Raw genomic sequence first — 12,146 nt, forward strand, 5'->3', positions numbered from 1 at the left:
TTTAAGATGAAATCAAAAAAAGATAAATTTATACTTATAAATCTATGAGTTCGTCTATTTCCTCCCAAACACCTCGCCCCCCACTGCTACCGACACAAGCTTTGGCGGTAAAATCATTTCACTGGATCAACATTATTAGCTTGCTTTTAATGATTACCAGCGGACTACAGATTTACAATGCTAATCCGGTTTTTGGCGGACGCGGTGGTTGGCATTTTCCACCCTTGTTTTTGCTAGGCGGCTGGCTTGCTGGAGGTAGACACTGGCATTTTGCTGCCATGTGGCTATTTGCTCTAAATTTAGTTTGGTACGGGATTTATATTTTGATAACTCGGCGCTGGAAGCATCGATTTGTAGGTGAGAAGGATGTGAAGGCACTGCAATTGAGCCACAACCCCAAGCGCATTGCTTATGCTTGGCATCGAATTGCTTACACCGCGATTATTCCGATTTTACTGCTCGCTTTGCTAAGCGGACTGGGAATGTATAAACCAGCTCAATTTCACTGGATTGTTGATTTATTTGGCGATTGGCAAGCATTGCGAATTGTTCACTTTATGAGTGTGCCAACTGTCATACTCTTTGCAATGGTTCACTCTTGGCTAGCTCTTAAAGTAGGAGGTTCTCGTTTAATTGATTCTATGTTCTGGTAGCGGTATTTTATAATGAGCTGTAGGTTGGATTACAACAATCCTAAAGCTCATTATCAATCTAGTTTCCTTCTTTAAAATGAGTTCACTGGGTTTCTTACAGGAACTCTTAAAGGAGGAGGTTGCTATTTAAGTTATTGAATATTTTAGTAGAGATATTTTATGAACTTGATTCAAGTTCCCCGTCGCAGATTTCTGCAATTCTCAGGAATTTCTAGTATTAGCTTACTTCTGGGGGGTTGTGCGTTCAGCGTGTTTGAGGGGATTGCAGGTAAAGCTTTTGAACCCCTCAACCAAAGTGTTGAAGAGTTACTGCTAAATCCGCAAAAACCTGTACCTGAATTTCCTGCTAGCCAGATTGAGCCAGATGCTTTAATTATTAATACATTTGACTTTACGCCACAAATAGACCCTGTTGCGTTTCGCCTAAATGTAAATGGCGAGGTTAATAATCCTTTGAGTCTTAGTATGGCGGATCTTCAGCAAATGCCTTTATCCTCAATGACAATTCGCCATGTCTGCGTCGAAGGTTGGGCGGCAATTGTGCAGTGGGGGGGAATCCAACTGCGGGAAATTGTATCTCTAGCGCAACCAAAAGCGAATGTCCGCTATGCTTACTTTAAATCGGCGGATGGTTATTACGAAAGTTGGGATATCGCTTCTGCGTTGCATCCCCAAACTCTCATGGCGTATCAAAAAAATAGTCAACCTTTATCGGTTGAAAATGGTGCCCCTCTACGTCTAGCTTCCCCGATTAAACTCGGCTACAAGCAAAGCAAATGGGTGACAAGCATTACGCTAGTTGGCGATTTGTTACCTTATAAGGGCTATTGGGAAGATCAAGGTTATGAATGGTTCGCAGGGCTATAGTTGCAGCCTGCGGTTTCACACTTCAATTTTTATCTTGAACTTTTATACGAATGGTAGATGCAAGGCTCTGGCAATTATTTTAAAGCTATTTTCAAAGCCATAAAATAACTATGTATAGCAAGATTGAGAATTCCCGAATCATACTTCAATCAAAAAATATCAATCTTGCTCCAAGCGATCGCGTTCTTTGATCTCATTGCATTGAAAGTGTAGGGGAGTCTCTGATACTCCCCTACTGACGAGGCGTATACTACTTACCTGTCGTCTATTACAACGCAATTTTCACTTCCTTGAAAATTAATCAGTTGCCCAAGACTTGCCCAAGAGCTGCGATCGCAGATTGAGCATTGTGAATCTGCCGAACGAAGTGGCAGATGTAGCGCTACTTAAGCGGCGCGGCGAGTGAGTAAGTTCCACAGGAAGACTGCAACAATTGCGCCTAAAACAGCGACAATGATTCCAGGAATGCTCAAGCTAGAAGCTGCTAATTGTAGAGTCCCCGTTTGCAGGAAAGTACCGATACTACCGCCTACGAAAGCTCCAATGATTCCTAGTACGATGGTTCCTAGAATACCACCGCCTTGATGACCCGGATAAATAGCTTTAGCAATTGCACCAGCAATCAGACCTAAAACGATCCAAGCAATAATGTTCATGGTTCTGATTCCTTAATAGTCTCTTCTTTACATTTACAGATTAACAGTTCAAATAGAGCAATCCTATCTGCCACACGATATAAGTGTCTTTACCCCAAAAGATAGGCAAACGGTATTCTTTTCACGTTCAGGTTCCTACAGCGCTAATTCCTCTATATGATTGCACCGAACTTTCCAGTCAATTAATAATATTTAACATTGGGGTAAAAGAAGATAAACGCTTAGGTTCAAGCTCTAGAATTGCCTTTATCCTACAAAAAAATTAAATAAAGCATCCTTCGGACTGATGTTAGATTGCCGAGCAGTATGATAATCTCCGGACGAATAAATCGGGGGAATAAGCAGTGAGAGCGCTGATCCGGCTGGGAATTGCACTGTTACTTATGCTATTTGGGTTAGTTAGTTACTGCACTACGACAGTCGAGAACCCGGTAACTGGGGAAAAGCAGCGGGTGCAACTTTCGCCAAAGGAGGAAGTCGTCCTAGGACTGCAAGCGCGATCGCAAATGGCGGCGAAATTTGGCGGTCTGTACCCAGATCCGGCGCTACAAAACTATATTGACAAAGTAGGAAATGAGGTAGTGCAGGAGTCAAAGGCGAAGACTTCCGGCTATCCCTTTGAATTTCATCTGCTGCGCGACCCTCAAACGATTAATGCCTTCGCGTTGCCGGGAGGACAAATTTTTATTACTGCGGGTTTGCTGCGTCGTCTTTCTTCTGAAGCACAACTGGCGTCTGTGTTGGGGCACGAGGTCGGGCACGTTGTGGGACGACACGGGGCGGAACGCTTGGCAAAGCAGCAACTTGGTACAGCACTGGTAACAGCGGTTGGAGTTGCGGCGAGTGACGACCAAGGTGGCGGTCGGCAGGCACAAGTGATTGCCCAAGCAGTGAACCAGATTGTCAATCTGCGCTACGGACGGGAGGACGAACTAGAAAGCGATCGCCTTGGCGTTCAGTTTATGGCGCAAGCTGGATACAACCCTAAAGCTAGTGTTGAAGTGATGCAGATTCTGGCGAGTGCCAGGAGTGGCGGTCAATCTCCGGAGTTTTTCAGCACCCACCCCAACCCTGAGAACCGAATTCAAAAACTACAAGCTTTGATCTCTCAAACCTATCCCAACGGCGTTCCACCACAATTGGAGATTGGACGCGAGGAATTTGCTCAGTCTGTGCGATCGCGTTTGCCACCCGCAACTCAGTAGCGACCGGGAAACTCACCCTTACAGCCCTCAGCCCTTCAAGACAGCACATTCCGAGTGTAGCCCCACTTCCCGCCGCTGAAAGACAATTCCCCATTCTCACCGGAACGCCACGATCCACCAATATTAACCAGCGCCAATCCTTGGGAAAAGGATTGCGCGTTGTCAAATTCTGTAGGAATGACCAGCTTTCCTATCTTGTTAATATAGCCCCACTTGCCAGCAATTTTGACTGCTGCTAGCCCTTCTACAAAAGACTCAGCATCCTCAAATTGCGGCAAAATTACCACCTTCCCAGTTTTATCGATATACTGCCATTTCCCAGCAAGTTTTACCGCTGCTAATTTTTCTGAAAAAGATTTAGCGTCCTCAAATTGTGGCAATATTACCAGCTTTCCCGTCGTGTCAATATAACCATATTTTCCACCAACACCAATGCGTGCCATTCCTTCCGAAAAGGCATAAGCGCTATCAAATTGCGGAGGAATTGTGAGGGTGTTTGGATTAAAAATAGTTTGGAAGCGAAGCAGAAAGTTGTTGATCCAACCCTGAGGAGCATCTAGCGCCTTAGTGTTCCTCCGATCGATGTAGCCCCACTTGTTCTCTATCTTGACTGCTGCCAACCCTTCTGAAAAAGACTTAGCTTCATCAAATTGCAGCGGAATGACGAGTTTCCCCGTATTATCGAGATAACCATATTTGCTACCAATTTTTATCGCTGCCATCCCTTCTCTAAAATACTCAGCGCTATCAAATTGGAATCGGCTAATCAATTTTCCAGTAGTATCAATAAAGCTCCACTTGTAGCCCATTTTGACCCGCGCCAGCCCGCTATGAAAAGAATCCACCCAGTCAAATTGGGGCTGGCTGACACTTTTCCCGGTCGTGTCGATATAGCTATATTTGCCACCAATTCTGCGATTGGTAAAGCCAAGCTGTTTTAATTGTGAGGGATTAAAGGGTGCAGGCTGGGAGTAGGGGCCAGAACGCAAGGCTTTCGCTAAGGCATCGTTGTCTTCTCGCAGACCTTCGTAGAAGAAGAAAACTTCGCCTTGGATGCCACGAAAGCGATTGTAAGCGATCGCTTGCAACAAGTATTCGGCGCTGATGCGATATCCCCCGACTTTGAGTAAAATACCGGGTATCAGGGTTGGTAGTTGTGCGGCGGTAAATTGCTGGGCGACAAGACTATCAACCAGTTGTTTGTAACTAGAGAAATCCCGGCGATACAACTGTGGATGCATCATATCAACCAACCCGCGATCGCTCCAAGCTTTGGGATCTTGCAGATATTCTTGAAGTGCCCAACCGTGGGGACTCGGTGCCAGTGAAATCAGCAAGTCTGGCTTAATATTAATGACTTCTTGGTAGAGACGAGTTAAAAAATCGGTGAGAATATCCGCACGCCACTGAAGCCATTGCGGATCTTTTGGGTTTTGCGGAGGATTTTGGAGGAACTGCTGAAAGTAGCGATCGCTTGTTCGTCGATCGTAGCCCCCTTCGCTTGGAAGTGCAGGCAGGCGATCGTCCCCTTGAATGCCGCTAATATCGTAATTTTTGACAACTTCTAGCACTAAATTGAGTAGGAATTCCTGCACTTCAGAATCAAGGGCATTCATCCACTCGAAACTGTTCTTTTTAACTAAATTCCCGCTGTTATCGCGGGCACCCCAATCAGGTTTTTTCGCTAAAATATGCCCGCCATTTTGATTGTAAGAAGCGGCGAATCCGTATTCAAACCAGGGAATCACCGTAAGTCCAACTCGACGCGCCTCAGTTACCATTTCAGCTAAGGGATCGCGATCGCGATATCGCGGATCAATTTCGACCCCAAAATTGTCTCGCATCACTTTACTGGGATATAGCGTAAAGGCACTATTCCAAATAACAGGAAAAACCACATTGAACCCAGTTTGAGCGAGGAAATCCATCGCCGCAGCAATGTTTTGCCGAGAATTCAGGACTTTGCTATCTGTCGTGGTAATCCAGACACCGCGAGTTTCCATTACTGCCTCTTTGGCGCGTATTGTCTAACCAGTGCCACTCCTTCAGAAAAAGCATCCGCTTCATCAAATTGTGGCGAGATTACGAGTTTACCTGTTTTATCGATATAACCCCACTTGTCAGCAATTTTGACTCGTGCCAATCCTTCCGAAAAAGCTTCAGCTTCATCAAATTGCGGTTGAATCACCACAAATTCCATCCCTGGAATATACTGCAAGGGCACGCCAGGAATACTCAAAGCGCGACAAATCAAAGCCGCAATCTCGCCTCTCGTGGCATTCTGATTGGGGTTAAAGCGTCGGACATTCGGATAATTGACGACGAGATATTTTTCGGTTGCAGATGCGATCGCGCCAATTGCATAATTGGGAATCTGCGCCGCATCCTCAAAATACTTTTTTAATATTTCGCTAGGATTTGTGGGAGCGCCATACTTCAACCCCGACACCAAAGCCACTAAAGCTTGCACTCGCGGAATCGGCTGGCTGGGCTTAAATGTGCGATCTGGATAGCCAGACAAAAAACCAGCCCGATAAACAATTTGAATCGCCTGATAAGCCCAATGACTTGAAGGTACATCCACAAAGTTAATCGCATTCCGAATCGGGACAGTATTGGGAAACGCTTTTCGCACCAGCGCCGCAAACTCTGCCCGCGTCACCTGTGCATTCGGACGAAAACTGCCATCTGGGTAGCCGCTAATTAGATTTCGTTCATGTAGTTGTTTGATACACTCTTGCGCCCAATGGTTTTGAATATCAGAAAAGATAAGCTCGTTCAACTTGACTAACTCCTGAATTCTAATTTACCTATTAATACAATTCTCATATTTAAAGACAAAATATTTGCTCCACCCTATATTCTTTGGCAAAAGGTAGAATCTTATCCTAGCCCCCCTTAAAAAGGGGGGTTGGGGGATTTCTAATAATCAAGCATCAATAATGATCGTCTTGATTAACAATTTTAATCTTGCTAGCGGCTTTAGTCGCTTTATTCCGCGCCTCTTGGACATTACTTGCTTTCGCCAAAGCGACTCCCATTCTGCGGTTAGGGCGAGAATTTGGCTTTCCAAATAACCGGATATCTACATTCGGTTCAGATAAAGCCTCTTGCACCTCCATAAAAGCGATTGAATTTGAATGCTTACTTGCCAGAATTACTGCACTTGCTGAATCCCCTAATAGTTCTATTTTAGGGATTGGTAAGCCTAAAACCGCTCTTAGATGCAATTCAAATTCATTCAAATTTTGAGAAATTAATGTCACCATTCCCGTATCATGAGGTCTGGGAGAAAGTTCGGAAAAAATTACAGAATCCTTGGTAATAAAGAACTCCACCCCGAAGATTCCAGCGCCTCCCAAAGCATCAGTAACTTTTTGCGCGATCGCCTGCGCTTCCAAAAGCAAGTTTTCTGGCATTGCTGCGGGTTGCCAAGATTCTTGATAATCCCCCCTTTCTTGACGATGACCAATAGGAGGACAGAAAATAGTTGGAGCATTCCACTGCTTAATCGTTAGCAAGGTTATTTCTAATTCAAAGGGAATGAACTCTTCGACAATAATTTTTTGAGTATCTCCTCTAGAACCTTCAATTGCGTACTTCCATGCCGCTTCAACTTCATCGCTCGAATTGACAACCGATTGACCTTTTCCAGAGGATGACATCACAGGTTTCACTACATTGGGAAACCCAATTTTGTCGCAAGCATCAATAAATTCCTCCAGCGTTGTTGCATACGCATATTTAGCAGTTATAAGTCCTAATTGCTGATGGGCAAGTTCTCTAATTCGGTCTCGATTCATCGTGTAATGGGTAGCAGTAGCAGTTGGAATGACTGTAAACCCTCTCTTTTCAAATTCAATCAGTTTCTCCGTCCTAATCGCTTCAATTTCTGGAATAATTAAATTTGGCTGATGTTTTTGCACGACGGCTTCTAGGTCATCAGCACTGAGCATAGAAATTACTTCAAATTCATCAGCTACTTGCATTGCTGGAGCATTATGATAGCGATCCACTGCAATGACATGGTTGCCCAGACGTTGAGCAGCAATGACAAATTCTTTGCCTAGTTCTCCCGAACCAAGTAGCATAATTTTTTGAGGAAGCTTGAGAGAGGGTCCCATTGATTTTTTGACTTTGAGCTATCAGATTTCGCCAATTCATTGTAAAACTAAGCAGCGCTATTTAGATCGCGATCGCCTAAAATTTATACATTATCCTTTCCTAACCTTCTTCTGTCACTTTCCGAAGTAAGCAAGTAGTAAATAAGTAAAATTATCCAGAAGCATAGCAGGGTTTAAATTGATTCATTGCAGCAATTAAATGATTAAATCCTAGTAATAAATGTGAATCAGGGAAAATGTTTAGCCAGGGATAAATCATCCAAAATAGTAAGAGTAGTTGAATAATTAGACGCCAATTATTTATAGTATTCTTCCATCCGCATTCATGGTTCTATTGCTGATGATTTGAAAAATCAATAGAACTAGTTTCTTTTACCTCAGTCTCAATTTTACAAGATTGATTTAAGCCTAAAAAGGCTGGAGAATTTAAACTAATCATTGTGTAAACACAAAAAATTAGTTCCCACCATCTCTCAATATGTTGGAAATTCGTGAAACGGTAATCTGTCCAGCCCAGTTCCTGCTTACACTGTCGAAAACCATATTCCACCCAAGTTCTTAATCCATACAGGTTACCTAAAATTTTCTTCAGGTTCCCTTGCAGATTTGTCATTATGAAAGAAGTAGAATTCTCCGGCATGGTTTCTGGGTCTGTAGTTATTTCCCAGTGAGTTATGGCTCTCTTTTTACCATAGATTATTTCTCTAATATATCTAATTTCTGATTTTTGATCGCTAGAGGTTCTTTCAAATCTACACCACTTGTTCGCCCTCACCCCCTGACCTACTGGTAGCCAAACTCCATGATTACTTCTTATTGCTACGACATAATCTAATTTGTATTCAGCGAGTTTTCTAATGAATTGACTACTTTCACCATATAAGCTATCAGCTAGTACTAATTCAATAATAAACCCTGATTCAATTAATTCAGTAATAATTTCTAATGCCAACTCTATTTTCGTTTTATATTTATCCTCTGGTTTTAGCGTCCCTTTTGGTTTGAATACTTTTACACTTAATGGAAAAGTTATATTAGAGTCAACTCCATAGGCATTGACGGAAACTATCCCATTCTCCACTTTCCCCACACTTCCTAAATATTGTCTTGCTACATAATCGGTCTTTTTCCCTTTCTTCCTATCTCCTGTTTCATCTATTACTACCGTAATCGCCTGCCCATTTAGTGCTTTCTTGAGTTTATTTAATCTTCGGTGTTTTAATTTATCTCCTGACCAATCTGAGTTGGCTAGAAAATGATGTAATGACTGGGCGGAGTTTATACTTACGACTTTTGCTATCTCTGGTAATGATTTTCTTTTGATTGGTGACATTATTCCCAGATGTAAATATTTGAAGCACTCATAATTTCTTACTTCTTTAAATAGGTCTTTATACTCGGCACAATATTCATCTATAATGGCAACTGTTGGGTGAACATCTCTTGCCAAATGTTTCAGGATTTGTAATTCTACATCCATTGCCCTACTTACCTTTCAGGGTTTTCTTTTTTTCTTCTTTTATTCAGAATACCCGGAAAGTGACAGAAGAGGGATAATTCTCATCGGAGTTTGAGTATCATCCAAACAGGAAGTAACCCTACAACTCTCGGTTATGAGTGTACTTGTTTGACTGGATGCTAGAGACTTTTTCTACAGTTAGGGAAAGTTTAGTAGGAGAGAAATAAAAAAAAGGCGATCGCGTTAAACGCGATCGCCTTTTTTCTTTGGGTTAAGAGTTATGGGTCAAGAGCCATTGATAGACTCACGACGAATAACTCATGACTAATGATTAAAGACTCAGATTACTTAGTTTCCGTCACCCGCCAGCTGAGTTTTAGATTGATCCAGAAATTCCACAAAGTCACCGCAGCGATCGCAATTAGCTTCGCAACGTATTGATTCACACCCAGGACATTGAACAGCAAATTCAGGATCAAAAGGTTTAATACCAGCCCACTCAGACAGACCAGATTAAATTTCAACAGCCGCTTGAACCGCTTGTTCCATCCCTGTTGGCGACTGGAAATGTCAGCAAAAGTCCAGCTGTCATTCCACAAGAAATTATTGATAATTGCCAACTCCGAAGCCAAAGCTGCACTGCTCGTCAGTCCCAATCCCACTTGGGTACGCAGCAGATAAAAGACTGCCATATCTACAAATACGCCGCTGAAACCGACTGCACCAAATCGGAGAAATCGACCAATGGGCCAGCGGGAAAGGCGTAACCTCAGTAGATGCCGCAGATAATCTACATATTGCTTCGCACTGACCTTACTTTCCCCCGCTTGGCGTTCTTGAAACACGTAGCCTGCTTCAGCAATCCAACGGATATCGCCCCGACCCAGCACCTCAATTAAAATTTTGTAACCCACCGGACTCAGTGTTTTGCCCACCAAGCACTCGCGGCGTACCAAAAAGTAACCACTCATCGGATCGGAGACACGACCCACTACTCCAGGCAGCAGTATTAACCCCAGCATCTGGGCACCGCGAGATAAAAATCTACGTATAATACTCCAGTCGCTGACGCCGCCACCTTCCACATGGCGACTAGCCGCCGCCAAATCTGCGCCCCGATCCATTTTCGCTAACAGCTGCAATAACAACTCTGGTGGATGCTGGAGATCGGCATCAATTACGCCTAATATCTCTCCCCGCGCTGCCTGCCAGCCGCGAATTACCGCTGTCGAAAGTCCCCGTTCTTCAATCCGCCGCATCACTCGCAGATGCGGATACTCCAACATCAGAACCTGAGCGATTTCCCAAGTTCCGTCGGGGCTATTATCATCGACCACAATCAGTTCATAGTCATTCGGGATAGCTCCATCCAACAGCTGAGTCAGTAATCGGACAATCTCCCGGATGTTGTCCCCTTCGTTATAGGTAGGAACCACTAAAGAAAAACGGAGTGGGCGTGTATGGGCGTACCCACGCTCTTCCCCTAATTTCTCGAAATTCTTAGAGCCTGCTAAAGCCGTGGGAAGACCTAATTCAGCGATTTGCAATGATTCTGATGGAACCCGCAATAGGGGTGGCAATCCAGGAAGCGTGGGATTGTTTTTAATATCTTTGCGGCTTTCCACCATATATCTTTATTCCTCTTTAAAGTCAATAAAATCAAATACTTGCAGCTAAACTTAGAGCCTGAGCGATGTTCTCAGATTCAGCCTGTCCAGACTTCAGAGAAATCTGACCCTCTAATCTTGAGATCCTTAAAAAGATCCGTAAAAATTAGCGGCTCCTGTCAGGTACGCAAACTTACGGTTTTAGGGCTGCTCTATACTACGCAACAAGTACTTAATACCACATCCGTACGGCAGTATCTTTACTTAATCTTTAAATTAGTAAGTAGATTTACAGGTCAACCTGTAAAGATTGAGTGAAATGATATCTAAGCTACTGCAAATGTTACAAGATTGATGTAAAAGAGCAAATCAATTTTCTTCAGTAAGACTCGCAAGAGATTACCTTTTTACTTAGAAAAGAGATTTTAATAAATTGTAATATATAAGTCAGTAAAAATTCGCATAAAAAAGTCTGCTGACACAATAACTTGATTTGAATATCCGTAAATTTGCTCAAGATTGCATCTTTTCTCAAGTTACACTAATGGGCAACTTTTTATTAGCCTCTTTTTTCAGGACGATAGAGAATCGAAATGTCAAGCAAATTTTGACAAGATCCTCCAGTCCCCGCTGCATTAGGGGAGAAATTCCAAAAATTGCACGCTGGATTTAATTTTTGATCTTTAATTGTTTTTGTAGAGATTGGCGCATCACGTCCACTGGCGGCTCGCGGTTTAACCAGATTTTCAGGGCGGCGGCTCCTTGTTGGACGAGCATTTCCAGTCCATCAACGATAATTGCGCCTTGTCTTTGTGCTTGTTGCAGAAACCGGGTAGGGTTGGGTTTGTAAATTAGATCGTAAGCGATCGCGCCTTCTGACAAGTTGGCGATCGCTTCTGCATCTAAAGGAGACTCGTCAACCTTCGGGTACATCCCAACAGGAGTTGTATTGACTAACAAAGATGCTTGAGAAATCAGATTCGGTAGTTCTTCCCAAGAATGAATGCTGATTTCCACTGGTAAGGATGAATTGCGCCAGCTATTTTGAAAGGCGGTTAAATTCTCCCGGTTTCGCCCAACAACATGGATTTGGGCACAACCTAGTTTTTTACAACCAGCAACTACTGCCCGCGCCGCACCACCATTGCCTAAAATGACCGCTACACTTTGGCTCCAATCGCCCTTGTCAGCTTCTAGGGGGGCGAGGAAGCCTTCAACATCCGTATTCGTGCCCATCCATCCCTTATCCGTCTTCGTAACGGTGTTGACGGCTCCTATCGCTTGGGCAATGTCTGATACTTCTGATAGCAGGGGGATAATTGCCTGTTTGTGGGGAATGGTAACGCTAAAGCCCACAAAATTATCCATTGCGGCAAAACCGGCGATCGCTTTCTCTAAATCTTCCGGCGCGACCGACAAAGGTACATAAACGTAATCTAATCCTAAATGAGCGATCGCCGCATTGTGCATCACCGGCGATAGGGAATGCCCGATGGGATGACCAATCACCCCTAAAAGTTTGGTTGTACCTTGAATCATCTGCATTTGGAAAAGTTGGTAACAAGCATCGCTTCT

At 43.6% G+C, this 12,146-nt stretch carries 9 protein-coding genes and 1 pseudogene; 3 read left to right on the forward strand and 7 right to left on the reverse strand.

All coding sequences use genetic code 11. From position 1 onward, the window contains the following. Nucleotides 1–44: 44 nt before the first annotated feature. Nucleotides 45–653, forward strand: coding sequence for a cytochrome b/b6 domain-containing protein (locus NDI34_RS07480; RefSeq protein ID WP_190525235.1), 609 nt, complete (start codon nt 45–47; stop codon nt 651–653). 159 nt (nt 654–812) lie between these two features. Continuing rightward, complete coding sequence (locus tag NDI34_RS07485; protein ID WP_348232305.1) at nt 813–1,520, forward strand: molybdopterin-dependent oxidoreductase; 708 nt, start codon at nt 813–815, stop codon at nt 1,518–1,520. Nucleotides 1,521–1,906: 386 nt separating this feature from the next. On the opposite strand, the gene NDI34_RS07490 is transcribed toward NDI34_RS07485, so the two are convergent. Next, nucleotides 1,907–2,176, reverse strand: a complete 270-nt coding sequence (locus tag NDI34_RS07490) for a GlsB/YeaQ/YmgE family stress response membrane protein (protein WP_190410490.1) — start codon at nt 2,174–2,176, stop codon at nt 1,907–1,909. 383 nt (nt 2,177–2,559) lie between these two features. Between NDI34_RS07490 and NDI34_RS07495 the strand changes: the two genes are divergently transcribed. Continuing rightward, entirely contained in the window at nt 2,560–3,381 is an 822-nt protein-coding gene (locus NDI34_RS07495; RefSeq protein WP_190410896.1) for a M48 family metallopeptidase, read from the forward strand. Nucleotides 3,382–3,416: 35 nt separating this feature from the next. On the opposite strand, the gene NDI34_RS07500 is transcribed toward NDI34_RS07495, so the two are convergent. The 6 genes and pseudogenes from NDI34_RS07500 to NDI34_RS07525 all read right to left on the reverse strand — a co-directional run bounded on the left by NDI34_RS07500 (nt 3,417) and on the right by NDI34_RS07525 (nt 12,110). After that, nucleotides 3,417–5,384: a WG repeat-containing protein gene (locus NDI34_RS07500; protein WP_348232306.1), complete on the reverse strand. Its 1,968-nt coding sequence runs from the start codon at nt 5,382–5,384 to the stop codon at nt 3,417–3,419. Beyond that, complete coding sequence (locus NDI34_RS07505) at nt 5,384–6,163, reverse strand: S-layer homology domain-containing protein (RefSeq protein ID WP_190431606.1); 780 nt, start codon at nt 6,161–6,163, stop codon at nt 5,384–5,386. Before NDI34_RS07505 ends, NDI34_RS07500 begins: the two co-directional genes overlap by 1 nt. Nucleotides 6,164–6,317: 154 nt before the next feature. Further along, nucleotides 6,318–7,505, reverse strand: coding sequence for a formate-dependent phosphoribosylglycinamide formyltransferase (purT, locus tag NDI34_RS07510; protein ID WP_348232307.1), 1,188 nt, complete (start codon nt 7,503–7,505; stop codon nt 6,318–6,320). A gap of 151 nt (nt 7,506–7,656) precedes the next feature. Further along, nucleotides 7,657–8,985: pseudogene (locus NDI34_RS07515) on the reverse strand (IS701 family transposase). Nucleotides 8,986–9,308: 323 nt separating this feature from the next. Continuing rightward, on the reverse strand, nt 9,309–10,592 hold the full coding sequence (locus NDI34_RS07520; RefSeq protein WP_190535164.1) for a glycosyltransferase: 1,284 nt from the start codon (nt 10,590–10,592) through the stop codon (nt 9,309–9,311). Between the two features lie 648 nt (nt 10,593–11,240). Next, a complete protein-coding gene (locus NDI34_RS07525; RefSeq protein WP_348232326.1) occupies nt 11,241–12,110 on the reverse strand; it encodes a shikimate dehydrogenase in 870 nt (289 codons plus the stop codon). Nucleotides 12,111–12,146: the final 36 nt, after the last annotated feature.

Source organism: Trichocoleus sp. DQ-U1 (assembly GCF_039961925.1).
Taxonomy (GTDB): domain Bacteria; phylum Cyanobacteriota; class Cyanobacteriia; order Cyanobacteriales; family FACHB-T130; genus FACHB-T130.

Bases quoted from the DNA above. Each gene is read 5' to 3' on its own strand.
- NDI34_RS07480 (WP_190525235.1), top strand. From the start codon at position 45: ATGAGTTCGTCTATTTCCTCCCAAACACCTCGCCCCCCACTGCTACCG.
- NDI34_RS07485 (WP_348232305.1), top strand. From the start codon at position 813: ATGAACTTGATTCAAGTTCCCCGTCGCAGATTTCTGCAATTCTCAGGA.
- NDI34_RS07490 (WP_190410490.1), bottom strand. From the start codon at position 2,176: ATGAACATTATTGCTTGGATCGTTTTAGGTCTGATTGCTGGTGCAATT.
- NDI34_RS07495 (WP_190410896.1), top strand. From the start codon at position 2,560: ATGCTATTTGGGTTAGTTAGTTACTGCACTACGACAGTCGAGAACCCG.
- NDI34_RS07500 (WP_348232306.1), bottom strand. From the start codon at position 5,384: ATGGAAACTCGCGGTGTCTGGATTACCACGACAGATAGCAAAGTCCTG.
- purT (WP_348232307.1), bottom strand. From the start codon at position 7,505: ATGGGACCCTCTCTCAAGCTTCCTCAAAAAATTATGCTACTTGGTTCG.
- NDI34_RS07520 (WP_190535164.1), bottom strand. From the start codon at position 10,592: ATGGTGGAAAGCCGCAAAGATATTAAAAACAATCCCACGCTTCCTGGA.
- NDI34_RS07525 (WP_348232326.1), bottom strand. From the start codon at position 12,110: ATGATTCAAGGTACAACCAAACTTTTAGGGGTGATTGGTCATCCCATC.